General features: G+C 58.1%; 27 protein-coding genes, 1 tRNA gene and 1 other RNA gene. 16 read left to right on the top strand and 13 right to left on the bottom strand.

Features of this window, described 5'->3' with window-relative positions; genetic code table 11:
- The 12 genes from HMPREF0326_RS14400 to ftsH form a co-directional block, all read right to left on the bottom strand.
- Positions 1-260: DnaA N-terminal domain-containing protein (locus HMPREF0326_RS14400; protein WP_332248641.1), on the bottom strand; the 260-nt coding region annotated here is incomplete at its 3' end.
- 599 nt (positions 261-859) lie between these two features.
- Positions 860-1,519, bottom strand: a complete 660-nt coding sequence (locus tag HMPREF0326_RS14395) for an outer membrane protein (RefSeq protein WP_020990699.1) — start codon at positions 1,517-1,519, stop codon at positions 860-862.
- A gap of 231 nt (positions 1,520-1,750) precedes the next feature.
- A complete protein-coding gene (locus HMPREF0326_RS14390; RefSeq protein ID WP_008685163.1) occupies positions 1,751-2,428 on the bottom strand; it encodes an outer membrane protein in 678 nt (225 codons plus the stop codon).
- A gap of 272 nt (positions 2,429-2,700) precedes the next feature.
- Positions 2,701-3,981 (bottom strand): OmpP1/FadL family transporter, encoded by a 1,281-nt coding sequence (locus tag HMPREF0326_RS14385; RefSeq protein ID WP_008685164.1) that lies wholly within the window; start codon positions 3,979-3,981, stop codon positions 2,701-2,703.
- A gap of 489 nt (positions 3,982-4,470) precedes the next feature.
- Positions 4,471-6,840: a replication restart helicase PriA gene (gene priA / locus HMPREF0326_RS14380; RefSeq protein ID WP_008685165.1), complete on the bottom strand. Its 2,370-nt coding sequence runs from the start codon at positions 6,838-6,840 to the stop codon at positions 4,471-4,473.
- Positions 6,841-7,101: 261 nt separating this feature from the next.
- A complete protein-coding gene (galU, locus tag HMPREF0326_RS14375; RefSeq protein WP_008685167.1) occupies positions 7,102-7,974 on the bottom strand; it encodes a UTP--glucose-1-phosphate uridylyltransferase GalU in 873 nt (290 codons plus the stop codon).
- A gap of 644 nt (positions 7,975-8,618) precedes the next feature.
- A complete protein-coding gene (gene glmM, locus HMPREF0326_RS14370) occupies positions 8,619-9,971 on the bottom strand; it encodes a phosphoglucosamine mutase (protein ID WP_008685168.1) in 1,353 nt (450 codons plus the stop codon).
- A 71-nt stretch (positions 9,972-10,042) separates the two neighbouring features.
- Positions 10,043-10,984, bottom strand: coding sequence for a CdaR family protein (locus tag HMPREF0326_RS14365; protein ID WP_008685169.1), 942 nt, complete (start codon positions 10,982-10,984; stop codon positions 10,043-10,045).
- Positions 10,971-11,705 (bottom strand): diadenylate cyclase CdaA, encoded by a 735-nt coding sequence (gene cdaA / locus HMPREF0326_RS14360; RefSeq protein WP_008685170.1) that lies wholly within the window; start codon positions 11,703-11,705, stop codon positions 10,971-10,973. The genes HMPREF0326_RS14365 and cdaA overlap by 14 nt, the downstream gene beginning before the upstream one ends.
- 29 nt (positions 11,706-11,734) lie before the next feature.
- The gene (locus tag HMPREF0326_RS14355) at positions 11,735-13,066 is read right to left on the bottom strand and encodes a sensor domain-containing diguanylate cyclase (RefSeq protein ID WP_020990698.1); all 1,332 of its coding nucleotides are present in this window, start codon (positions 13,064-13,066) and stop codon (positions 11,735-11,737) included.
- 10 nt (positions 13,067-13,076) lie between these two features.
- Positions 13,077-13,979 (bottom strand): dihydropteroate synthase, encoded by a 903-nt coding sequence (folP, locus tag HMPREF0326_RS14350; protein WP_008685172.1) that lies wholly within the window; start codon positions 13,977-13,979, stop codon positions 13,077-13,079.
- A complete protein-coding gene (gene ftsH / locus HMPREF0326_RS14345) occupies positions 13,957-16,026 on the bottom strand; it encodes an ATP-dependent zinc metalloprotease FtsH (RefSeq protein ID WP_020990697.1) in 2,070 nt (689 codons plus the stop codon). Before ftsH ends, folP begins: the two co-directional genes overlap by 23 nt.
- Positions 16,027-16,628: 602 nt before the next feature.
- On the opposite strand from ftsH, the gene HMPREF0326_RS14340 reads away from it, so the two are divergent.
- From HMPREF0326_RS14340 to trbJ, 11 genes are all read left to right on the top strand, one after another.
- Positions 16,629-16,722 (top strand) — tRNA-Sec (locus HMPREF0326_RS14340).
- A gap of 153 nt (positions 16,723-16,875) precedes the next feature.
- The gene (locus tag HMPREF0326_RS14335; RefSeq protein ID WP_008685174.1) at positions 16,876-17,172 is read left to right on the top strand and encodes a helix-turn-helix domain-containing protein; all 297 of its coding nucleotides are present in this window, start codon (positions 16,876-16,878) and stop codon (positions 17,170-17,172) included.
- Positions 17,169-17,372, top strand: a complete 204-nt coding sequence (locus HMPREF0326_RS14330) for a hypothetical protein (protein WP_008685175.1) — start codon at positions 17,169-17,171, stop codon at positions 17,370-17,372. Before HMPREF0326_RS14335 ends, HMPREF0326_RS14330 begins: the two co-directional genes overlap by 4 nt.
- Positions 17,365-17,502: a hypothetical protein gene (locus HMPREF0326_RS17270; RefSeq protein ID WP_020990696.1), complete on the top strand. Its 138-nt coding sequence runs from the start codon at positions 17,365-17,367 to the stop codon at positions 17,500-17,502. Before HMPREF0326_RS14330 ends, HMPREF0326_RS17270 begins: the two co-directional genes overlap by 8 nt.
- 27 nt (positions 17,503-17,529) lie before the next feature.
- A complete protein-coding gene (locus HMPREF0326_RS14325; protein WP_020990695.1) occupies positions 17,530-17,781 on the top strand; it encodes a hypothetical protein in 252 nt (83 codons plus the stop codon).
- Positions 17,782-17,853: 72 nt separating this feature from the next.
- Positions 17,854-18,123, top strand: a complete 270-nt coding sequence (locus tag HMPREF0326_RS14320; RefSeq protein ID WP_147568345.1) for a hypothetical protein — start codon at positions 17,854-17,856, stop codon at positions 18,121-18,123.
- A 38-nt stretch (positions 18,124-18,161) separates the two neighbouring features.
- Positions 18,162-18,235, top strand: an RNA gene (locus tag HMPREF0326_RS16445) — hammerhead ribozyme type II.
- Positions 18,236-18,436: 201 nt separating this feature from the next.
- Positions 18,437-19,477: a helix-turn-helix domain-containing protein gene (locus HMPREF0326_RS16440; protein ID WP_020990694.1), complete on the top strand. Its 1,041-nt coding sequence runs from the start codon at positions 18,437-18,439 to the stop codon at positions 19,475-19,477.
- Positions 19,474-19,914: a TraK family protein gene (locus HMPREF0326_RS17100; RefSeq protein WP_147568344.1), complete on the top strand. Its 441-nt coding sequence runs from the start codon at positions 19,474-19,476 to the stop codon at positions 19,912-19,914. The genes HMPREF0326_RS16440 and HMPREF0326_RS17100 overlap by 4 nt, the downstream gene beginning before the upstream one ends.
- Entirely contained in the window at positions 19,901-20,659 is a 759-nt protein-coding gene (locus tag HMPREF0326_RS14310; protein ID WP_232224957.1) for a nucleotide-binding protein, read from the top strand. The genes HMPREF0326_RS17100 and HMPREF0326_RS14310 overlap by 14 nt, the downstream gene beginning before the upstream one ends.
- A 40-nt stretch (positions 20,660-20,699) precedes the next feature.
- The gene (trbJ, locus tag HMPREF0326_RS15675) at positions 20,700-21,500 is read left to right on the top strand and encodes a P-type conjugative transfer protein TrbJ (RefSeq protein ID WP_020990693.1); all 801 of its coding nucleotides are present in this window, start codon (positions 20,700-20,702) and stop codon (positions 21,498-21,500) included.
- Here trbJ and HMPREF0326_RS17095 read toward each other — a convergent pair.
- On the bottom strand, positions 21,497-21,874 hold the full coding sequence (locus HMPREF0326_RS17095) for a hypothetical protein (protein ID WP_020990692.1): 378 nt from the start codon (positions 21,872-21,874) through the stop codon (positions 21,497-21,499). The genes trbJ and HMPREF0326_RS17095 overlap by 4 nt on opposite strands.
- On the opposite strand from HMPREF0326_RS17095, the gene trbL reads away from it, so the two are divergent.
- The 5 genes from trbL to HMPREF0326_RS14280 all read left to right on the top strand — a co-directional run bounded on the left by trbL (position 21,825) and on the right by HMPREF0326_RS14280 (position 24,329).
- Positions 21,825-22,988: a P-type conjugative transfer protein TrbL gene (trbL, locus tag HMPREF0326_RS14300; protein WP_008685185.1), complete on the top strand. Its 1,164-nt coding sequence runs from the start codon at positions 21,825-21,827 to the stop codon at positions 22,986-22,988. The two genes, HMPREF0326_RS17095 and trbL, sit on opposite strands and share 50 nt — an antisense overlap.
- Positions 22,989-23,093: 105 nt before the next feature.
- The gene (locus HMPREF0326_RS14295; protein ID WP_020990690.1) at positions 23,094-23,390 is read left to right on the top strand and encodes a hypothetical protein; all 297 of its coding nucleotides are present in this window, start codon (positions 23,094-23,096) and stop codon (positions 23,388-23,390) included.
- On the top strand, positions 23,377-23,682 hold the full coding sequence (locus tag HMPREF0326_RS14290; protein WP_020990689.1) for a hypothetical protein: 306 nt from the start codon (positions 23,377-23,379) through the stop codon (positions 23,680-23,682). Before HMPREF0326_RS14295 ends, HMPREF0326_RS14290 begins: the two co-directional genes overlap by 14 nt.
- A gap of 19 nt (positions 23,683-23,701) precedes the next feature.
- Complete coding sequence (locus tag HMPREF0326_RS14285) at positions 23,702-23,965, top strand: hypothetical protein (RefSeq protein ID WP_008686434.1); 264 nt, start codon at positions 23,702-23,704, stop codon at positions 23,963-23,965.
- 88 nt (positions 23,966-24,053) lie between these two features.
- Positions 24,054-24,329, top strand: coding sequence for a hypothetical protein (locus HMPREF0326_RS14280; RefSeq protein ID WP_008686436.1), 276 nt, complete (start codon positions 24,054-24,056; stop codon positions 24,327-24,329).
- The last annotated feature ends 4 nt before the right edge of the window (positions 24,330-24,333 follow it).

Below are 24,333 nucleotides of genomic sequence, written 5' to 3'. Positions count from 1 at the left end.
GCGGCATTCCGGTCATTTCCGGCAATCTCAATGCGCAGGTCCACGGCTTCGGGCGCCAGACCCAGCACCGGGGCCGCGGCCTCGCGCAGGGTGCAAAGCATCCGGCTTTCCAGCCAACCGGCCATGAAGGCATTGGGCGCGGCAAGACACAATGCCCCGTCCTCCAGCCTGGCGCGCAAAGGGGCGATCCAGACTTTAAAAACGCCGGAATCCAGCATTTTCTTGAGATTTTCAGAAATTTCGGCCCATTGATCTCGCATGGGGGCCTTGTAGCCCGAAAGCGCGGACTCGGGCAATGGAGGATTACCAGCCCTCTGGGCCAGTGGCCTCTTTTGCTTTCCCCAAAGACTTTCCTCAATAATCATTTGAAATACATAGTAATTTTTTAATTTCGCGAAGAACGGGGGCTGCCGCGAAAGCCTTACGGGCCAAGGCTTTCGCTTCGTTCCACAAAATAATACACAATGTAAGAAATATTTTTTCCACAACCAAACATAAAATTTACTCTGTTTTTCTCAATTATACGCTGTTTTTTTCGTCATATCCATACAGCTTCCGAACTATAAGGCCGGACGGATTGTCAAGAGGGAAAAAAAGTTTTTTGAGCCCCACGCCGGGTTTTTTCTCTAGAAAATCTCTTCTAACTACCCGCGATAACAGAAATTGTTATCACGCCGCAGAGGAAACCGCTTTCACGGCGTCACTGGCGTACCGGCCGTCTCGGGAAAAATTCCAGGCCGGCCATACATTTCAGAGCAGTTTATGTGACACATGCTCTAACAAGCCGGCAGGCCGTCTATCGGAAACCAAAAAACCCGCCTTATGGCGGGTTTTTGGAGATCCATTCGCGGGACAGGCTTTAGAAGGTAAAGCGCAGGCCCAGCATGAATTCGTTGTTGTAGGGCTGGTTGCTGATCTTGAGGCCATTCGAGGAAACTTCGTTGTAGCCCATCATCATGAAGCGGTAGCCCAGGTCCACGGCGAAGTTTTCGTTAAAGTTGTAGGCCACGCCCGCGCCCACGTTCCAGGCGAAGTTGGTGAAGTTTTCGCTGGCGCTGCCGCCAAAGCCGTCACTATGCACTGTGTATTCCACATAATTGAAGGCCAGACCCGCGCCCGCGCCGATGTAGGGCACAAAGGGGGTATCGGTCTGAATGTCATAGTAGAGGTTCAGGAACAGGGTGGAGGTGTTCCAGAGTCCCTTGGTGCTGACGCCCGAACCGCCGAACTCGGAATCCCAGCTCTTTTCGCTGTTGCCGCGCAGGGCGAATTCAATTTCCGCACGCAGGGGGATCTGCTGCTGGGGGTAGAAGTCATAACCCACGGCCAGCGCGCCGCCCAGGGTGAACTGGCTGTAGCTCTCGTCCGTCATGTCGCTGTAGGGGCGGGAAATATTGCCCGTGTCCTGAATGGACATCAGGAATTTGGGGGCAAAATACACACCGTTCACTTCGGCCTGAGCCAGTCCGGGCAAAGCCAGGGCCACCACAAGGGCCAGTGTCGCCAGAATACGTTTCATATCGCTTCCTCCAAAAATAAAATAAGTTCTCTGAAATTGAGCTTTGCATTCTTCCCATGCAGCGTCAATGCTTTTATGCGAAAAACGCAATCCCTCCAATCCAGGCCATCCGCATGGCGGGCATTCCTGTGTCTTTCCACGCACGGCCCGCGATTCGGAACTCATAACAAAACGCCCTCCCGCTGTAAACGAAAGGGCGCTTACCGTAAAATCAGTTCGGCTTAACCGGGCTTAGAAAGCGAAACGCAGACCCAGCATGAATTCGTTGTTGTAGGGATCGCTGCCGATCTCATACTTGCTGCCATTCGAATGGGCTGTAACTTCGTTATAGCCCAGCCCCACGAAGCGGTAGGAAGCGTCAATGGCGAGATTTTCATTAAAGCTGTACGACGCGCCCACGCCCACGTTCCAGGCGAAGTTGGTGAAACGGTCGTCCGCGGAAAACTTGTCGCCACTATTGGTGGTAAAATCATACCCCGTGTAATTGAAGGCCAGGCCCAGGCCCGCGCCGATATAGGGCGTAAAGGCACTGTCGTTGTGGAAGTCCCAGAACAGGTTGGCAAAGAGCGTGGAGTTGTTCCAGGTGCCCTTGACGTCGCGCACATTGACGCCGCCGTCGCTCCAGGTCTTTTCGCTGTTGCCGCGCATGGCGAATTCAATTTCCGCGCGCAGGGGCAGCATCTGCTGCGGCCAGAAGTCATAGCCCAGGGCCAACGCGCCGCCCAGGGTAAACTGGCTGTAGTCGTCCACGCCCGTACCGGCCAAAGCGGACGAACGTTCCACCCGGCCCGTGTCCTGAATGCTCATCAGGAACTTGGGAGCCAGGTACATGCCGGTGCCTTCCGCCGCGGCCAGACCGGGCAGGGCAAGCGTCAGCACAAGCGCCAAAGCGGCAATAATGCGTTTCATGACAGTCCTCCTGAATGCTTTTCCCCTTCTGCTCACAGGGAGTTTTGAGAGTTGGGCAAAATCTGGAAATTGTCAATAGAATTTCTATAAAAATTCCTGACTTCCTCCCGCGCCCGGCGGAATCCGGCACGCCGCGCCTTCCCATTTGCGGGCGCCAATTCTTTGCCGGACGCCTGAAAAAGATGCAAATCATATGCCATGGAAAAAAACCGGGAAGCGCCCGCTAACGCCTCCCGGTTCCATGCAACGGGCCGAAGCCCGGAGAATCCGACTTAAAAGGTATAGCCGATGGAAAACATATAGATATTGGCCACCACGTTTTCCGACTTGCCGCCGGTGATCCCGGTGTCGCCGCGAATGCCCGCGGCGTCGGTCTCGTCATAGCTGACAGGATTGATCCAGAGGTGGGAATAGGCGAAATCCACGGTCCAGTTGTTCCACTCCACGCCCGTGCCCAGGCTGAGGATGGTGCGCCCGCTGGAGGGCACGAAAAAATCCGCATGCTTTTCATTGACCACCGCCGTTTCGTAGGCCAGGCCCGCCCGCAGGCTCCACCAGTCCAGAGGCTTGTACTCCACGCTGGCGTTGAAATTCCAGCCGTCGCGCCATTCCTTGTTGCTGATGGAATCGTAGCCGTTGTCCATATAGATGTTCAAGGCGTTGTAGGTGGACCAGCGCGTCCAGACCGTCCCGGCCTCGAAGCTCAGATTGTCCAGCGGCTTGTAGGCCACGCCCAGCGCCAGGGAGTCCGGCAGTTGCAGGGTGGTATGGGCGTTGCAGTCCCTGGCTTCGGGCAAGTGTTGACGCGCTCTGAGCAGATTCTGCTCGTGAGAGCCGAATTCCACATCGCCGTGGATGTTGACCGTCACCTGGCTCTTGTAGGCCAGGCCCACGGACCACTGGTCGTTGAAGCGCATGTGCAGGCCCAGATGCGCGCCCACGCCCCAGCCCGTGCCCTCCAGTTGGAGGTCGTTGTCGGGCCGCTGCACGGGCGGCCAGCCTGCGGCGGAGGGAATTTTGTTGCCCATGTACATGCTGGCGTAGAGAGCCTCCACGCCCACGGACACGGAAAAGATATCGTTGATCTTGTAGGCCAGGGTGGGCACAAAGGAAATGGTCTGCACGCCCACGTCATACAGATTGTATCTGCCGGTCCAGTTGCCGGAATAGCTGTTGCCCAGGCCGAAGCGCGAAAACACGCCCATGCCCAGCCAGACATTGTCGTTGAGCTGATAGCTGGCGTAACCGTGCGGGGCCAGCCAGACCGACGGTTTGGTGGTGGTGTACTGCATGCCCGTGGCGTGCTCGGTGCCGATGGTGCCCAGCGGGGCGATGAAGGCCAGACCGCCCATGACATGCGTGCCCGGCAACTGGGTGATGCCCGCCGCATTATAGGCCAGGGCTGAAACGTCGTCGGCGCGGCCCACCATGCCGCCCGCCAGGGAAACACCCCTGGCGCTCCATTCATTGAGGGCAAAACCCTCGGCCAGAACCGTCGATGCCGTGCCCGCCAGAAGGGCGAGCAAAAGACAGGAAACGCGCAGAACCCTCATTTTTCCCCCAGAGCATTTAACACCACAAGTCGGACAAATGCCGCGCGCACTCCCCATTGCGGAAAAAGCCCCCCAGGCTCTTTCCGCGCGGCGCGGACGGCGCGGAGCGGATGGCGTCACCCGCTCATCAAGGAAGCACTGATTAATGAAGATTTTTGTTCTCTGCCAAGGGCGCAAGCCGTTGCCGCGACAGCGGCTTGCTTGAGCCGTTCACGGCGAAGCCGTGTTGCCTTGGCTGTAGCCGCAGGGCGGCGTACAGATAAGGACAGCATCGCTACGGATAGCGACAGCAATTTCCTTGGTCAGCGTTTTGCGTAGCCAATTGTTGTCTTTATCCGTACGGCTCACAAGGTTCGCCTACGGCTAAAGCAAGGCGAACTGCGGGCGGAGGGAGTATATTCAAACCCGACCTTCGCACGGAGTGAACCTGACGCGGGCAGAGGGCAAAAAGAACAGCAATCAGTGCTTTCCTAAAAAGTATGTCTGCAATCACAGCATATTAACAGGATCAAGGTCAAGGAAAAGTCGCAACAGCGCGGAGGCTTTCCGGCTTCTGGCGAAAAAATAGAGTCGGCGCAGGGCCTGCCAGTCCCCGGCCTTGAGCAGGCAGTGAAAACGCCGCCGACCCCGCAACAGGGCCAGGGGAGCGGGCGCGGGGCCCAACATCTGGACGTCGAGCTCACGCGCCCGAGCGCGCAGGGCGGTGGCCAGTTCGTTCAGGGCCGCGGGCCCGTTTTTTTCCTCCACGCCGAAGGACATGCGGATCAAAGCCAGGCGCACAAAGGGCGGATAGCGCCGCAGGCGGCGCCGCGCCAGTTCCGCCGCGTAAAATCCCTCATAATCGCCCGTTTGCACGTACTGCCAGCAATAATGGCTGACGTCGCGGGTCTGGATCAGCACCCGGCCCGGTTTTTCACCCCGTCCGGCCCGGCCGGCGGACTGGACCAGGAGCTGAAAGGTACGCTCGGCCGCGCGGTAGTCGGGCAGATTCAGGCCCAGATCGCCGTCGGCCACCACGGCCAGGGTCACCTGCGGGAAATGATGACCTTTGGAGAGCATTTGCGTGCCCACCAGGATGGGCGCTTCCTGGCGGGCAAAGGCGGCCAGGATGTCCTCCATGCGGCCCGGACGGCGGGTGCTGTCGCGGTCCAGCCGCAGCACGGGCCGCCCGGCCAGCACGCTCAAGCGCTCGGCCAGGCGCTCGGTGCCTTCGCCCAGGGGCAGAAAATTCATGCCCTTGCACTGCGGACAAGGCGAAGGAAAGGGCCGGGTATAGCCGCAATAGTGGCAAACCAGCTTTTCCCGCCCCTTATGGTAGGTGAGCCCGATCTCGCACTGCGGGCAGCGCAGGGTGCTGTTGCAGTCCAGACAGTACATCAGAGGCGCGTAGCCGCGCCGGTTGAGCAGGACCACGGCCTGCTCGCCCCTGTCCAGGGTTTCGCGCAGGGCCGCTTCACTCTGGGGGGCCAGCAGGCCGTCCCCGTCCATCGCGGAGACGACCGGGGACACCGTGCTGATATCGATCAGTTCCACCGGCGGCAAAGGCTTGCCGCCCACCCGGCTCGGCAGACGCAGGAGGGGCAGATGGCCGCTTTCCGCCGCGTAAAAGGTTTTAACGTCCGGCGTGGCCGAGCCCAGCAGCAGCAGACCGCGCGTCTGGGCCATGCGGAACCAGGCCACTTCCTTGGCCTGGTAGGAAAGGCTTTCATCCTGTTTGAAGGAGCCGTCGTGCTCTTCATCCAGCACCACGCAGCCCAGCCGGGGCACGGGCAGAAAAAGAGCCGAGCGCGTGCCCACCACCAGACAGGGTTCGCGCCGGGCGGCCAGAGCGCGGAAGGTGGCCTCACGCCGGGCCGGAGACTGATAACCGTGGTAAAAAAAGAGCGGCGCGTCCGGCAGGGAACAGGCCGCGTCACGGCGCAACTTATGGGCCAGCGCCACTTCCGGAGCCAGCAGCAAGAGGCTTTTCCCCTGAGCCAGGCACATTTTTGCCAGTTCCAGATACACGGCGGTCTTGCCGCTGCCCGTAACGCCGTAGAGCAGGCGGGAGGCCGCCTCCTCCTCGCCCAGGGCCGCGCGCAGACCGGCCAGGGCCGCTTCCTGGTCCGCATTGAGGCAGAAAGGCGTCGGCGGGGGCGGCAGCAGGGCCTGCTCATCTTCTTCCCCGCTGCCCTCACGCGTCAGCGCCAGATGTCCGGCCTTGAGCAGGCTTTGCAGAGCCGGAGCCACAGCCTGCCCCAGGTTTTGCAGCAAACGGCGGCGGCTCACGGCCCCGTGTTCGTGCAGATATTCCAGAACTTCAATCTGCCGCGCCGCCGAGGGGCGCACGGGCCAGGGCGGGTCCGCGCGCAAGAGGCAAAATTCTTCGCTGGCCGCGTCCGCGCCGGGGGCCAGCATACGGGCCGCGCCCGCACAGAGCGCCTGGGCCAGTTCACGGCGTTCTTCCGGCTGAATCTCGCGGATCTGCCGCAGGCTCAGCGCCGAGGCGCGGCCCGCTTCCAGGCGGTGCAGGCGGACGCGCGTGCTGCGCAGCCCCTGCGGCAGCACATGGCCCAGGATATGTCCCGGCTCCACGCCCTGGCGGCGGGCCAGGTCCAGCGCCAAAGCCAGCAGGTCCGGCGGCAGCAGGGCTTCATTTTCCAGAGGCCAGCAGACCGTCTTGCAAGCCACATTTTCCGGCAGATCCGTTGTGGGGCTCACGCGCAACAAGACCGCCGCCCGCAGAGCCCCCTGCTCTCCCCTGCCCAGGGGCACGGCCAGACGCAGACCGGTTTGCCAGAATGCCGCCGGGAATTCCGGCGGCAGGGCATAGGTCAGGCAGGCATAGGGAGGGCTTAACAGGGCGACGCTGGCGTACATGAAAAAACCGTGACCTCACCATTTCCCGATATGGCGTTCTGAAGATTCGGAACAAGAACAGACGTTCCAACCCCAAGGGCTTGTCTCTCAAAAAATGAATTTTGGGAAGCACTGCGCCATGAAGATTTTTGTTCTCCGGCAAGAAAGGAGCCCATTGCAAGCCAAGGACAGTACGTTTCCGGTACAGACCTGGGCCGCAATGGGCTCCTGGCGCAGCCAGGGAGAAAAAACGCTTTTGGGGGCAAGCCCCAAGGGCTGTTTCTACTGGAACTGGACGAAATTCTTGAGCAATCCCAGCAATTCGTAACGCAGTTCCTCGTCCTGCAGGGCGAAGTAAATATTGGCCGTCAGAAATTCGGCCCAGTCACCGGCGTCAAAACGCATGCCCGACATGCGCACGGCCATCATGCCGCGATCCTGGGCCATGGCCTGCAGGGCGTCGGTGAGCTGGATTTCGCCGCCGTGGCCCGGCTGCGCCTTTTCCAGATAGTCGAAAATCTCCGGCGTGAGCACATAGCGGCCCACAATCGCCATCCGCGAAGGCGCGGCCTCGCGCTTGGGTTTTTCCACCATGTTGCGCACCCGGAAAACGCCGGGGGCCACTTCCTCGCCGTCAATAATGCCGTAACGGCTGACCTTTTCCCAAGGCACTTCCATGACGCCGATGACCGGCATTTTTTCGGCCATGGCAACTTCAATGAGCTGGCCGATGCCCGGCACGCCGCCGAACATCAAGTCGTCGCCCACCATGATCGCAAAAGGATCGTCGCGCACCAGTTCGCGGGCGCAGAGCACCGCGTGCCCAAGGCCGAGCTGCTTTTTCTGGCGCACGGACATGATGTTGACCATTTCGGCCACCTGCCGCACTTCCCTGAGCTTATCCAGCTTGCCCGCGCGTTCGAGCACCCCCTCCAACTGAAGGTTGTAGTCGAAGTGATCCTCAATGACGCTCTTGTCGCGGTTGGTCACAAAGATCACGTCCTGGATTTTCGCGCGCTGAGCCTCTTCCACCACATACTGGATGACGGGCTTGTTGTAGATGGGCAGCATTTCCTTGGGAATGTTCTTGGTCGCGGGCAAGGAACGCGTACCCCAACCGGCCACCGGAATGATCACCTTGCGAATATCCTTCATGCGCGCCTCCGCTCATGTATAAGTGCCAAAACAGCGTCAGAGCCTCAGGTGGGAGGGGTCACGGCCAAAAGCCGACGCCTCTGACGGCCCCCTGACGTTGAACTCCGGTCGGGCGGCGCTCCGTTATAAAAATCCCGATTATTCCACGGCGCGCCGGATATGCCTCAAGTTCATACTCCGCCAAAAGCCCGACAAGCGCAAGAGAAAAACGCATTTTCCCGGCCGCGCGGGCGCGGAACGTCTCTTGAAAGCTGTATGTCGTCTCCCGACAGGGCCCGAGAACTGTTGCGGCCGCGATATGGCCGTCCGCACTGGCCGGAATAAAAACATCCCTGCCCGAATAAACGACGCCTGCAGCCTGGAAATTTCAGAGGAAACGCCTCAACATTCCGAAAAAAGCGGGGGCTCTCCGGCGAGTTACGGCGTAAGTGAGAAGATAAAAAATAGTCACGGCCCAAGACGGCCGCTCCATGCCGCCCCGGACCGTGACCGCTTTTTAGAACATTTACACTTGGAATGCTCGTTTACGGCGAGCAAAGACCGGCCACTCGTATTTCGTTGCAAGGAGTTGCAGACAAATCCTTGCAGAGCAATTCACTCATCTCAAATGTGAATTGCTCCAAAAACTTGTCGGCGGTCCCCCCTCAACGCAGTTCACGGGCAACCACATCCGCCAGATCCGCGGCAAAGGCCCTGACCTTGTCCTCATCCTCGCCTTCCACCATGATCCGGCAGAGGGCCTCGGTGCCCGAGTAGCGCAGCAGCACCCGGCCCCGCCCGGCCAGTTCCTTTTCCACCTTGGCCACGGCTTCGCCGATGGCCGGCCGCTCTTCAAAGGGCAGGCGCTTTTCCACCCGCACGTTGACGAGCCTCTGGGGGAAGGGCGTGAGCAGGCCCGCCAGTTCGGAGAGCGGCTTTTCCTTTTCGCGCATGATCCGCAGGATCTGGAGGGCAGCCAGCAGCCCGTCGCCCGTGGTGCTGTAGCCCCGGAAAATCAGATGCCCGGACTGCTCGCCGCCGAGCATGGCTCCCTCGCGGCGCATGGCCTCCACCACGTAGCGGTCGCCCACCTTGGTGCGCAGCAGCGTGCCGCCGTGCTCGCGCATGAAGATCTCCAAGGCCAGGTTGCTCATGACCGTGGCCACCAGCATGTTGCCCGGCAGTTCGCCGCGCGCCATCATGGACTGGGCGCAGAGGGCCATGAGCTGGTCGCCGTCCAGGACGTTGCCGTGCTCATCCACCACGATCAGGCGGTCGGCATCGCCGTCCAGGGCCAGCCCCACGTCGGCGCGCACCTCGCGTACCTTGGCCGCCACCACTTCGGGGTAGAGCGAGCCGCAGTGGTCATTAATATTCGTGCCGTCGGGCGCGGTACTCAGGCGGAAGACCTCGGCCCCCAGTTCCTCCAGAGCCAGCGGAGCCACTTTGTAGCTGGCGCCGTTGGCGCAATCCACCACGATGCGCAGGCCGGAGAGGGTCAACTGGGTCGGGAAGCAGCTCTTGGTGTAGACGATGTAGCGGCCCCCGGCATCCTCGATCTTGGTGGCCCGGCCCACCTGGCGCGGGTCCGGATAAGGCCAGGCCATATCCGGATTAAGGACCATTTCCGCGATTTCGTTTTCGGTCTGGTCCGGCAGCTTATAGCCGTCGGCGTCGAAAAACTTGATGCCGTTGTCGGAAAAAGGATTGTGCGAGGCCGAAATCACCACGCCCAGATCAGCCCGCATGCTGCGCGTCAGAAAGGAGATGGCGGGCGTGGGCAGCGGCCCGGTCATGATCACGTGCATGCCCGCAGCGCACAGCCCGGCCGTGAGCGCGGATTCGAACATATAGCCGGAAAGCCGCGTGTCCTTGCCGATGACCACCTTGTGTTGGTGCGGGCCGCGCCGGAAGCGCACCCCGGCGGCCAGGCCCAGGCGCAGGGCCACATCCACGGTCATGGGCGCGTTGTTCACCGTGCCGCGCAAGCCGTCCGTGCCGAAAAGACGTTCAGCCATGAAAACTCCTTTTGTGCTCCCGGAGCATCGGCGCATTGCCGACATATACATGTTCCGTGCGAAGCCGCAGGCTATTTTTTCTTGCGGGAAACCGTAACTTCTTCAGTGGCCGGATTCAAGAGCGTCATGCCCTCGGGCAGGCGGAAGCGCAGCTCGACCTTTTTGCTCTGTTCCGGCTCCAGGGCGGGCGGCGTGACGCTGACCTCCAGCTGCCCCAGATAGCGGGCGCTCTTGGCCAGGGCCTCGGGCACCTCCACCAGTACAGTCACTTCCTCGGGTTCCACCGTGTACTGGCGACGGTTTTCCCCGGCCAGCTCCACCTTGCAGCGTCGCGAAACCACGGTGCGGCCGCTGGTGATGGTGTACTGCACGCGCACCGAAGGCGGATTGGCGGTGACCAGGCTGGGCGTGTCCAGGGTGATTGTCTGGTGCACGGTGGTACCCGCCGCCTTGGGATCAAGCATAATGGTCAGCGGCACGCTGGAAATATCCGAGACCACGTCCTCGGGCCCGCGCAACACCACGGTGGCCGGCGACACGCTGACGTTTTCCACGGTCAGCGCCCCGCCGCGCAGGGGTGAATCCACAATGGTGCGCAGCGGCACGCTGCGCTCCATGAGCGTATCGGCCTTGATGACGATACGCGGCGGCTGGATGTCCACCAGCTCAAAAGCCCGGAAGGTAGGCCCCAGATTGTCGCCGCCCAAGGGCACCACAGTGACGCCCTTCTTGATGTCCGAAAGGTCCACGGCCTGAGTCAGACGCTGCTGGGGAATGGAGCGCAGCAAGGTTTCCGGCCCGCGCAGACGCACTGTGATCTTGCTGATCAGGCCATCGGTGACCACCAGATTGGGCGGAATGCCGTAATAGTCGATATTCACTTCCACCTGGGCTTCCAGGCGGTCGCGCACGCTGACCACGTACCACATGCCCACGGCGGCCAGCACGGCCACCAGCAGCGAAAGCAGATGCGGCGCGCGGCGCAGACTGCCGTTGTTCTCAGAGGATTTCATTGAGCACCTGCCTTAAACGCGTCGCGTCCAGGGAGCGCACCAGCTCCCCTTTCATGGCCACGGAAATCTCGCCGCGCTCTTCGGACACGACAACGGCCACGGCGTCGCTTTCCTGGGTGATGCCCAGAGCCGCCCGGTGGCGGGTGCCGAAATTCTGGCCTTTGGCAACGGCCAGCGGCAGAATGCAGGCCGCCGCCATGATCCGTCCGCGGCTGATGACCACCGCGCCGTCGTGCAGCGGCGCTTTGGGATAAAAAATATTCATGAGCAGCTGACGGGAGAGCTGGGCGTCCACCCGTACGCCTTCGCGTTTGATCATGTCCCCGAGGCGCATGCTGCGCTCAATGACGATAAGCGCGCCCACGCGCAGGCGGGCCATTTCCACGCAGGCCATGACCACTTCCTCCACGCCGCCCTGCTTGAGCTCGCGCCGGCGGAACAGCCGGTGCGCGCCCATTTCGCCCAGAGCCTGGCGGATGTCGGCCTGAAAAATGACCACGATGAGGATGAACAGTGAGCTGAAGATGTGCTGCAAAAGCCAGGTGAGCGTATACAGGCCCATGGTCCTGGACATGAAATACAGCAGAGTCAGCAAGCCCAGGCCGGTAAGCACGGCCAGAGCGCGGGAGCCGCGCAGAAGCTGGATGACCTGGTAAAGCAACGCGCTGACCAGAGCAATATCCAGCAGGTCGCGCCAGTCGAAAACAAAATGCTCGAACACCGTATGGCTTCCTTTTGCAAACGCGCCGGTCAGGTCCGGGCGCGTTTCTCTTTGTACATGCCCCCGTCCGCGTGGGCGATCAGCGCATCGACGTCTTTTCCGTCGCGGGGATAGACGGCCTTGCCCACGCTGAAGGAAATGCGGATGTCATCGCCGTCCACAACAGCCCGGCTTCGCAGGGCCGCGCGGATGTCGTCGAGGAATTTTTCGGTCTTTTCCTCGCGTTCCGAGCCCTGAGCAATGATGATGAATTCGTCGCCGCCGACGCGGGCGAAAATATGCCGGAAACCCATGTGGTTCTGGACCTCTTCCGCAAAAACCTGCAAGACGCGGTCGCCCACATTGTGCCCGTAGGTATCATTGAAGAGTTTAAATTCGTTCAGATCCAGATAATAAAGGCAGAACCCGCCGTTCCCCTTGATAAGTTCGGCCAGTTTTTCAAACAGGCCGCGCCGGTTGAGCAGGCCGGTCAGGGCATCCTGGTAGGCCATGTTTTCCAGTTGCCCGCGGATGCGGCGCAAATCATGGTTATGCTGGGCAAGCGCGGCCAGCAGGAAACTGACCAACACGCCAAGCGAGATGTACAGCCAGGATTCGGGATACTGGTACCAGAGTTTGACGGGCGAAAGGCGGAAAAACCAGTGGGCGTTGAGAATGTCGAGCGGCATTTCCAGATACGGCGCGTCCTTGTTGTACGCATAGTCGCTACGCGCGATAATCTGCTTTTTGTTGGTATCCGGGCTGATCCGCCAGATTTCATAGGCCAGGCCCAGCTCGGCCAGTTTGTCCAGTTCCGCGCCGTTCAGGGCCTGCGGGAATTTCAGGGTGACGGAGACCAGCCCCCAGAACAACTTTCCGCCCTTGCCGTCATCCATGTACACGGGCAGGCGTCCCACCAGGGCCTGCCCCCCCTGCACCAGGGGGAAGGGACCGCCCAGAATCAGCTGCCCCGCGTCCCTGGCCTCCACAGCCTCCTGATTGCCCGCGCCCCTGGCGAAAAAATTCAGGCCCAGCACGGCTTCATTGCCCTTGCGGGGGTAGACGTCGCTCACCACGCCGCCCGGCGCCACCAGCACATTGAGAATGGCCGGATCGTCCACCAGGGTGGAGGCCACTTTTTCGAAGTTTTCCACCTTGCCGTTATGCTGGATCACCAGAGCGGAAAGCGCCTGGGTTTTATAAAACAGTTTTGTGAGAACAGCGGTGAGCTTGTTGCTCTGATTGAGGATGACCCTCTCCATCTTGATGTATTCAATCTGGTATTTCCGTTCCACCAGAAAATACACGGCAAGACCGCACAGAATCAGCAGGGTGACGAAGGTGACGGCGGCCCGTTTGGATATTCCGCTACTTTTGAACACGTGGAATCCTTTATTCAATCGGGCAGCTCTCGGGAGAAAACGCGGCTGCCACCGCCAGGCTTTGGCGGGCGGCGGCCACATCGTGGACCCGGTGCCAGAACACGCCCCGGCTCCAGAGCAGGGCCGTGGCAGTCTGAGTGGCCGTGCCCCGCGCTGACGGCGGCAGCCCCAGCAGGCCGCCGAACACGGATTTCATGGACAGGCCCATGAGCACCGGCCTGCCGAAAACCAGCCAGTCCTCCGGATGGGACAGCAGGGCCAGATTATGTTCCAGCGTCTTGCCGAAACCAATGCCGGGGTCCAGCACGATGCGGTTTTCCGGCAGCCCGGCGGCGGTCAGGCGGGCCAGTTGACGTTCAAAAAATTCCAGCACGTCGCGACGCACGTCGTCATAGCGCGGGTCGCGCTGCATATTTTCCGGACGGCCCCGGCTGTGCATCAGCACATAGCCCGGCTTGTACTGAACCAGCACGTCCAGCAGCTCCGGATCAAAGGCGCAGGCCGAAATGTCGTTGATGATCACGGCCCCCTGCTCCAAAGCCGCAACAGCGGTAGCCGCGTGATAGGTATCCACGGAAACGATCGCGCCGGGCGCGCGTTGCCGCAGACCGGCCAGCACGGGCAAAAGGCGGGCCAGTTCCTCAGCGGGGCTCAGCTCCGCCGCTCCGGGGCGGGAGGATTCCGCGCCCAGATCCAGAATGTCCGCGCCCTGGGCATGCAGGCGCAGGGCGTGCGCCAAGCCCGCATGGGGGGCGGCATGCTGGCCGCCGTCATAAAAGGAGTCCGGCGTCAGGTTGACAATGCCCATGACGCCGAAAGGGGCGGACGCCGTCAGCGCCCTGCCCCCGCTCAACAGCCAGGGCGCGCCCGGCACGGGCGCGCCCCGCTCATTACCGCTTGTTCCGATCCGCATGGTCGGCAGGACCTTCCTGCCCCGCCTGGCCTGCCTGATCAGGCTGATCAGTCTGGGCGGTCGATGCGTCTTCTTCCGGGCGCGTCTGACCATCCGACGGCAAGGCCGTATCTTTTTTGTCGGCTTCCGCCGTGTCGCCGGGAGCCTCCGTTGCCTCGGTATCCGGTTCCAGGACGAAATCGCCACCCTTGTCCCGGCTTTTCGGAGCGTCGGGCGGGGAATTTTTCAGAGGCTTGCCGTTGACGTCCAGGGGCGGCAGTTCCTTGTTGTCCATCAGAAGATCCAGCTCGTCGCCGGTGATGGTCTCCCGATCCAGCAGGGCGCGCGCAATGCGGTGCAGGATTTCTTCATTATCCTGGAGGAGCTTGCGGCAACGGCTGTGGGCTTCTTCCACGATGCGCTTGACCTCGGCGTCCACCAGACGGGCCGTGTCTTCGCTGAAGTTTTTGTTCTGCACCCATTCGCGGCCGATAAAGACCTCTTCGCCGGTCTCGCCGATGGACAGCGTGCCCACAGCTTCGCTCATGCCCCACTCGCAGACCATCTTGCGGGCCATACGGGTGACGCGCTCAATGTCGTTAGACGCGCCGGTGGTGATGTCGTCGAAAATCAGTTCCTCGGCCACGCGGCCGCCCAACAGGACCACCAGGTTGTTTTTCAGATAGCTGCGGGAATAACCGTGGCGGTCTTCCTCGGGCAGCTGCATGGTCACGCCCAAAGCGCGGCCGCGCGGGATAATGGTGACCTTGTGCACCGGGTCGGAACCGGGCAGCAGCCGGGCGGCCAGGGCGTGGCCGCCTTCATGGTAAGCGGTGATCCGCTTCTCCTCGTCCGAGAGGATCAGGCTGCGCCGCTCACGGCCCATGAGCACCTTGTCCTTGGCAAATTCAAAATCGCGCATGTCCAGCTTGTCCTGGTTCAGCTTGGCCGCCTGCAGGGCCGCCTCGTTGACCAGGTTTTCCAGATCCGCGCCGGAAAAGCCCGGCGTGCCGCGCGCCAGCACTTCCAGGTCCACGTCCGAATCCAGGGGCGTGCGCTTGGTGTGCACTTCAAGAATGCGGCGGCGGCCGCGCAGATCCGGCGTGGGCACCACCACCTGGCGGTCGAAACGGCCGGGCCGCAGCAGGGCCGGGTCCAGCACGTCCGGACGGTTGGTGGCCGCGATGAGGATGACGCCCTCATTGCTTTCAAAACCGTCCATTTCCACCAGCAACTGGTTCAGGGTCTGCTCGCGCTCGTCATGGCCGCCGCCCAGCCCGGCGCCGCGCTGGCGGCCCACGGCGTCGATTTCGTCAATAAAAATCAGGCAGGGCGCATTTTTCTTGCCCTGCACAAAGAGGTCGCGCACGCGCGAAGCGCCCACGCCCACGAACATTTCCACAAAGTCCGAGCCGGAAATGGAAAAGAACGGCACCCCGGCCTCACCGGCCACGGCGCGCGCCAGCAGGGTTTTACCCGTGCCGGGAGGGCCTACCAGCAGAACGCCCTTGGGAATGCGCCCGCCCAGGCGGGTGAACTTTTTGGGATTGGAGAGGAACTCCACCACTTCCGAAAGTTCCTCCTTGGCCTCATCCACGCCCGCCACGTCGGCAAAGGTAACGCGCGTGCTGTCCTGATTGAGCATACGCGCCTTGGAACGGCCGAAACTCATGGCTTTGCCGCCGCCGCTCTGCATCTGGCGCATGAAGAAAATCCAGACGCCGATGAGCAACAGCATGGGGAACCAGGAAACCAGAAGGGTCATATACCAGGGGGACTCTTCCGGCGGCTCGGCCTTGATTTCCACCTTTTTCTCAATGAGCCGGTTGACCAGGCCCGAATCCTGCGGGGCATAGGTCTGGATGCTCTTGTTGTCCGAGGTCTTGCCCGTGAGCGTGTGCCCCTGGATGGTCACGGATAGTACCTGCCCGTCGTCCACCTTGTTGAGGAACTCCGTGTAGGGCACCCGCTGCAGGCCGGCCTGCGGTTGCTGGAACATATTAAAAAGCATGACCATCGCCAGGACGATAATCGCCCACAGCATCAGGTTGCGACTGAACTGATTCAACGCTGCCTCCGTTACGATTTCAACGCGCCGAGCGGCGCGGCCAAAGCCGGTTCCATGTCCGGCCTGGGGCGGGAAAATACTACCTGCATGCGCCCGGTGTCAAATCAGATAAACCGGGGCCGTTCCGGCAGTGCCTATTTTATAGAGTATAATATTACCTGTAGGCTTGGCAATGGCCCGGTCCCGGACGGCGCAGGGCAGACGCATCTAATTTCAGCTTTTGCTGACCTCTTGTTTGACGAGATTATCCGTCAAAACCAGCCTTTTTGGCGCTGGCGGCGTCATCTGGCGCTTTTTGCTGCTCATGTACTTGAGTACATTCCGCGCAAAAAGCACCATTTTCCTTGCCAGCGCCGAAAAATCTTAGTTTTTAGGATTCTCCCGGCACCAGCCATCCGCCTACGCTTCGCTCCGGCGGAGCAAAGGTGGCTTTACCCAACTCCGTAGCGTGTATTAACTATTTTAAATAATTAAATTAGAAATACGCTGGCCGCGTTTTTTTAGATGCGTCTGCCCTGCCCGGACGGCGTTTTCATCCCTCCCCTTGCAACGGTCCTTGCGGAGCGGACGCTTTTCGCTTATGGTCCGCAGATCTGCGGCGGGGGGACGTGTCGTCACCGGTGTGGCGCCCGGTCTTCAAAACCGGTGGCAGGCTTTACGGTCTGCGGTAGGTTCGACTCCTATGCGTCCCCGCCAGGAAACACACATCCGTACATCTCCAAAGAATTTTGGTTCCAGACGACTGGAACAGAAAAACCTCTTGAGGCTTCAGCTTCAAGAGGTTTTTTTCGTTTTGGCCTCAAAACAGACAAGCGCCCCCTCTCTCACCGTTTTGCAAGGAGAACAGCAATGGAAGCCGCCTTTTCCGATGCTTATTCCCGAATCCTGAAAGCCACCGGCTACGCCGGGCAAGCGGAACTGGCCCAGAGAATTGGAGTCCGCCAAGCTGCCATTTCCGACAGCCGCCGCCGTGGGGAAATCAGCCCGGCAATCCTGCTGGCGCTACTGGAACAGTTCAACCTGGACCCACAATGGGTCCGCACGGGAAAGGGGGAACGGCATTTTACTACTTCCGTGGATAAGGTCGCATCGTTGTATGGAATGAAAGTTTATCCGCATTGTCTAACGGACAGGAGGGAGCAATGAACAAGGACATGATGAACGCTGTAGCTGCTGACATTAATGAAGATTACAAGAAATTTTTTGAGCCTCTTCCCCAAGTTGTGGCGGAACTGTACGGCATTTTCGAACAGTTTGGCCTGAGTCAACGGCAGGCCTCCTGTGCAGCAGCCTGCGCACTCCACCAGCTGAAAGAACAAATCCATGAAGGAAGCAATGATGAATAAAGGTATAATGAACGCCGTGGCCACGGATGCCTTTAACCAAGCTCAGGAAGGCTTTGCCGTGCCGCTCGATCCTGATCTGGCGGACGCCTTGGGCGCATTCGAGGAAACAGCGCTGCCGTCTGAACTGTAAAGATCAGCCGTGAACAGGAGAACATCAATGCCTGAAGAAAGCACGATCCCAAAGCCTGCCGCCTATCCCGGCACCCGCGTACAGGTCCTTAATCCGCGCGCCAAGAGCCCCGCATGGGAAGATGGCACCTGCCTGGACGCCGAATACAGGCTGCTGTCCTGTATGCCTGGAGGTGACTGGAGCTACCGCGTCAGACTGGACAGACAGAGCGCCAGCGGCAGCCCCCTTATCGTTTACGTCGGCAATTCGAGTGTCCGTAAAGCCGCGCAAGAATTTTAAAGGCGAAACGCTGGCGCATTTGCGGCCAGCGTCGTCGTGGAAAAGGTTTGCGATGTTCAAAGGAGCATGATCTTGCCCAAGCAAAAAACAAATGACGAATTTGTCAGAGACCTGATGATGTTTTCGCGCCGTGGTGCGATTATTCAGCCCTTTGTTCTTCAGGCCCTGAAAACTTTTAGTGAGATGGTCATAACACAACATAAAAGCGGCGAGTTGGCAGAAAAGATGAAAACAAACTGGTTTGTTTCCGCTGATGCATGGGCAGACTGCGCCAGAGAAATACTTGAAAAAATGGAAGCGCAGTACGGACCTATTAAGGCCGACATTGAATCTGAAAGGTAGCTGAAAAGGGCCAAATGTTACTGAATACTGTCTTTGGAAGGCGAAACGCTGGCGCTTTTGCGGCCAGCGTCGTCGTGGGATCGGAACCCACGGCCTGACGAGCCAGCCGCCCGGATTCACTCAAGCGCAGGAGCGTATTTGAGAAAAGCATAGGCCGGAAAAAGTAAAAGCCTACGTGGTGGAACACGTAGGCTCATCTGTGGGGAGTAGACCCACAAATTTTGTGAGTTCTACTCTAGCCGAGAGGCTTCGCGGCGTCAAGCTCCGCTCTCCTTTTTTACGCTTTTTCCGGGCCTGTCTGGAGTAGACAGACATGGAAACTTTCACCCCCAAGGGTCAGATCACCGGCCCTATTCTACCGGCATTTGTGCTGCGGGAAAACATTTCTCCCGGTGCAAAGATGCTTTACGCGCTTCTTTGTAATCACGCTTCCGATAAAGACCATTGTTGGCCATCTCATAGATTCCTGGCCCAGGAGTTGGGCTACTGCGTTTCAAGCATCAAAAACTGGCTGGGCGAGCTGGTGCGCGCCCGGCTGTTGACCATCCGCCGCGCGGCCTGCCGGTCCTCCACCTATGTGCTGCTGCGGCCCCGTACCGGGGCGGCGTCCACTGCCTCCGCCGCTCCGGTCAGAAGGGGGTCAAACTTTGACCACCCCCAGGCAAACTTTGGCTACATAAATAATTCTAGGAAAAATCTAGAAAAATTTCCCCCCTACCCCCCAACGTCAAAACAACATGAAACGTCACGCAGCGGAATAGTGGAGCGAAAAGGCCGTGGGGGTGGGGGGGATTTCCTTCTGAGTAATTCAGCTTTTGAACGGCTCTGCGCGACCTACCCGCGCAATGAAGCCAAAGAACAGGCCCGCGCCGTATGGCATCAGCTCTGGCGGCGTGGCGAGCTTCCGGCCCTGGACTCCTTGCTGGCGGCCCTGGATCGCTTCCGGTCCTCGACGAGCTGGAACCGGGAACATGGCCGCTTTGTGCCGTACCTCGTCAACTGGCTCCGTGGGCGGCGCTGGCTGGATGAAGCGCCCGAGGCCTCGGCATCGCCAGTGGATAAGCAGGCCATGACGCCGGAGCAAGCCCAAGAGGTCCGGCGCTGCATGAAGCGCCTGGAGGATCAGCACCGGACTGATCCGGCTCTGGAGGCTGCTCGGCCAGTCTTTGAGGCTTTTCTCTCGCGCTTTGCCGATGGCCAGCGCAAGCGCGGCCCGGCCTGGGGTCTGTGGTCCCTGCTCCACCGCCAGGGCAAAGCGCCGCATGCGGAACAAGCAGATACAAGTAAGGAAGTTTTGGCCTTTCTCAAAGACTGGAATTTCACTCCTATGAGAGAAACAGCAATAGCTCAATGAAAATGCCGACTTCTAGAAAAGCACGTATTGAATATTTGGCTATTGAAAAAAATGCGGAAGGCCTCTTTCAAAAAGGACATTCCTTCCGTAGCGCCTACAGAATTTTCTATGAGTCACATAAAATTACAATGTCTTATGACACATTCAGGCGGTATGCACTCGGACTATTCACAAGAATGGAGCAAAGAAGAGAAAAATATACGGAGCACTCTGACTTGTCAGCTCCGGCCCCTGAAAGCTCAAAGAGCGCTGAAGACAATGCGGCGTCTTTGCCAGCTAAACAGCCTTCCGGGGCCGCCTCCAGCGACAAGACCGCCAGCCCCCCGGCCACGGCAGAGCAAGAAAGCGCCCCGGCCAGGAGCGGCCCCAGAAAAGCAGGGGTGGAAAAAAAAGCCCCCTTTGGTCAGGTGAAAGTCGATCCTGATGAAATTTTTTGAACACAAGGAGTACGCGGTGGCGACAGTCCACTTCATTTTGCAGGGCAAAGGCGGCGTGGGAAAATCCATGGTCGCGTCCTTTCTGTACCAGTCGTTGCGGCATTTCGGCAAAGACGTGATCGCCTACGACACGGACCCGGTCAATGCCACGCTGGCGGCTTTCAAGGAGTTCAATGTCACCACGCTCGCCATCATGAGGGACGGGAACATTGACGCCCGCAAGTTCGATGTCCTGCTTGAGGCGCTTGTAAACGCCCCGGAAGGTTCGCACGTCATCGTTGACAACGGCGCTTCCTCCTTCATCGCCCTGGGCGCGTATCTGCAAGAAAATGATGTGCTGTCGCTCCTGGCCGATGCCGGGCACACGGTCTTTTTCCATTCCATCATCACCGGCGGCCAGGCCCTGGGCGATACGATCCAAGGACTTGTCCAGCTGGTACGGGGCTTCCCCGATTCACCACTGGTGATCTGGCTCAATTCCTTCTTTGGGGAGATTTCCATGGACGGAATGAGCTTCGAGGACTTCAAAATCTACAAGGATCACTCGCACCAGTTCCATGCCCTGATCCGGCTGCCGGAAGGCAACAGGGCGCTGATCGGCAAAGACCTGGAAGACCTTCTGGCCAAGCGGCAAAGTTTCGAGGCGGGGATCAACGGCAGTTCCACTTCCATCGCGGTGAAGGCCCGGCTGAAAAGGTACTGGAACCAGCTTCTTTCCTGCGTTGAGCAGGCGGATATTCTGTAGGCGGCGGCCTGAACCGTTGGCAACTCCAGGAAGAAAAGCCATGAGAATTTCTTTGTCGATGATTTGTCTTCTGACTCTTTCCGCTCCTCTGAACGCCTATGCCGGAACGGTATACTGCACCAATTGCAGCACGAGAGTGACGCAGGCCATTGAGAAGGCCACCAGCCTTGAACAGCTCAAAACGCTGCTCAAGGAATATGACGAGGCTATTGAACAGACCGCCGCCCAACTTCAGATGGTGCAACAGAACATCGAGCAGTACACCAATATGGTGCAGAATACCGTCATGCTGCCCGCGAATATTATTCGGAAGATTTCTTCCGAACTCTCCAAGGTCGGCCAGATCACGGGCGCGCTGAACACCCTGCGCAACGATGTCGCCGGGCTGGGAAACGTCTATGACGCTCTTTACCAGACCCAGGACGAGTTCAAGCAACTGGCCGGTCTGCCTAGGGACATGCTTTCCCAGGGCGGTGCTACCTACCGGACCAATTGGGACAGTTGGAGCCGCCGGGTGGACGAGTCCACCAGGGCGACTTTCCAGCTCTCAGGAAGCCAGCTCAAAGACCTGGAAGAATCCGGCGAACTGGAAGCCTACATGAACGAGCTGCTTTCCTCGCCTGACGGCCAGCAAAAGGCGCTCATGGCCGGAAATCAGCTTGCGGCGCTCCAGATACAGGAAGCCCGCCAACTCCGCGAACTCATAGCGACTAAGGTTCAATCGGACTTGGCGGGCCAAGTGAAGGCAGAGAAGGAAGATCAAATGGAGCAGGAACTACATCGGCAAATGATAGACGGCGTTGGGAAGCTGGATACAACGTCGTATCCTGACCCTTTCTAGTTTTTTCCAGCCATTTCCATTGCTTTTTCTTTGGAGATGGAAGTGTCATCGGTAATGCGTCTATATGTAAATGTATCTTCTGATGGATATGAAATTGTGATATTGTCATCGTTGTTTATTTTTATAACCACTTTATCACTGTATGTTGGAGTAAATTCAAATAAAGCTTCTATCATATTATTTGATGATTTTAATATCTTATATGGATTTTTATATTTATCTTTATGAAAATAGCCTTCATCAAATTTAATAATTCGAAGAGAAGAATTGCATTCGTCAGATTTCCACCAACCATATAAATTAAATGCGAAGGAAGTATTTGATATGGCCAATAAAAATACAAATACACAAATTATAAGAATATTTTTTTTCATAGTATCACTCCTTTGTTCTTTAATTTTTATTGATAGTAGTACAATTTATGCAGCCCCACAAGGCGGAACTGTCATATCAGAAATTGTCCCAACATTTTATGAGGGATTATCAAAATATGAAAATGTTATGCTCAAGTATGCAAAGGTCATTTTTTACTGGTGTGCAGTGCTTGAAGTGGCTTGGCTTGGTGTAAAAATGTCTCTTGGGTCTTCTGACATACGCGAAACGATCAAGAATTTTTGCTTTGTACTGCTTGCTGCTGGATTTTTCCTTGCAGTTATCAATAATTATCACACTTGGACTTGGAATATCATTAATGGGTTAAAGTCTATAGCAGGTGAGGCGACAAACCTCGTTGATGCCTCTGACAAACCGTTTACTGTTGGCCTCGAATTAGCACAGAGTTTATTTGCATTGTGTGACGGCTGGTCTCCGGCGAAGTCGCTAACATACATATTGGCCGGAATTGCAATATTATTTTGTTTTGCACTCATAACACTACAAATAATTCTTATCAAATGTGAGTGCATCATCGCCATGTGCGCTTCGTCCGTCCTTCTTGGCCTTGGGGCAACGTCATTCCTTAGAGATTATGCAATCAACGCCCTGCGCTATGTTTTCGCGGTAGCGTTTAAGCTCATGACAATGGAACTTGTTATGGGTGTTGGTATAAACTTTATCATGAAACTTAAGATGGTGGAAACGGTTACGTGGGGAGAGATCGGCGTCACTCTTTGCTTCTGCGTAATCTTTTATTGCCTCGTCAAAACCCTTCCCGATGTTGTGGCCGGAATCATCCAGGGCTCGCACGTCAGCTCCGGCCAGGCCCTGACCTCCACGGTCATGGCTATGGGGGCCGGGCTTGCTGGCGTTGGTATGGCCGCTGGCTCCGGCGTCGCCAATATAGGCCGGGCCGCCCAAGCTGCCAAGGCCCAAGGCGCGGAAGGCGTGGGCGGCATGGTCAGGGGCACGGCCAGCAATCTCTGGAATGCCAGCCGAGAAGCCAATCACGAGAAGGGCCTGCGCCAGGGCAGTGTCGCTTCGTCGCTACGGGATCAGATTGAAAGGGCGCGCGTGGAAAGTGCAGCCAAAAGTCAGAGCAAGAAGGACTAAGCCCATGAGTAAGAAAAGTTCCTGGTTAATCTGGTTCGGCTCCTCGACTTGCTGGACCCACAAATAACAACTGAGCTCTGCGGGGCTCCGGGTAGGAGGTAAGTCGTGGAAAACTTCGATGCGTCGTCGGAAGAAATAGAGCTTAATGCCATCATAGGAGAAATAGAGGATTACCTAGATGAACAGGAGGAGATTGGTAATAAATTTATTGAAGATGCCACGCGTAATTTAAGAAGAGGAATATGCATACTCAATATTTCTTCCTGCTTACGAAAAGCCGTGGTGATAGTTGGCATCAAGGTGAAATGTGAAGACGATAAAAAAAGTTATATTAAATTTCTGAAAAACTACATTACAAATATCAAGAAAAACAAAGGAGAGAATGCCCATGTCTCAGATTAACCACCAGAAGATCAATGAAGAGCTTCTTGATCAGGTTGAGCGACTCGGCAATGTAAACCTGAACGGCGAAGCCATGAAGGCGGAGCTGGCCCGCTCCAGAATGCTCAGCCTCAAGGCAGAGCTCGCGCAGTTGATCCCGCAAAACATGATGCTGCTCCAGCAGATCAGGGACGAGGCCCCCATGCTCCTGATCCGCCACCTTGACGTTGAGAAATGCTTTCAGGCTCAATGCGAATGCCTGGAAAGCCTGGTGCATTCCCTGGAACAATCCGACACGCTTCCCACCGCCTAATCGCAAGGAGAAAAACCTCATGGCCAAGAACAAGATCATTAACCTGAATGATCATCTCTTTGCCGAGCTAGAGCGCCTTGGAGACGAAAATCTGAAGGGCGAGGCTCTCAAAGAAGAGATCAAGCGCTCGCTGGCAGTGGGGCATATAGCCGACCGCATTATCAATAGCGGTGACTTGATGCTGCGGGCAAGGATCGCCGCGGACAACACCGTCCGGGGAGATAATATATTGCCCTCGATCCTCGGCGCGGACTACGGGCCGGACGCGGACACACGGCAATAAGGGGTGTTGCCTGACCAAGGCAGACGCCGGAATCCGTCTGATCCCGGCGTCTGCCTTGCCCTCATTCTTTTCATATGGAGTATTCAGAATGCCCAACAGAATGCACGGAATGCAGAAGGCTATCCACAATCAGGGCAAGGCCAGAAAAGCGATTCGGAAGCAGTTGGATCATCTGTCAGAGCTGCCCATAGATGACGAAGAAGAGACCCAGGAGAATATTCAGAATGAAGCTGGCCGTACCAGGGCCATCAGCAGAATTGCAGGCCGGATCATAGCGGCCAACACCCTTGTAATCCGGTCCAGGGTGGCGGCTAATAATCTGCTGATCGGGAACAAGATACTGCCTGAAATTCTTGAGGAGTAAATTC

The organism is Desulfovibrio sp. 3_1_syn3, from assembly GCF_000145315.2.
Lineage (GTDB): Bacteria > Desulfobacterota > Desulfovibrionia > Desulfovibrionales > Desulfovibrionaceae > Desulfovibrio > Desulfovibrio fairfieldensis.
This window is presented reverse-complemented; position numbering and strand designations above follow the sequence as displayed.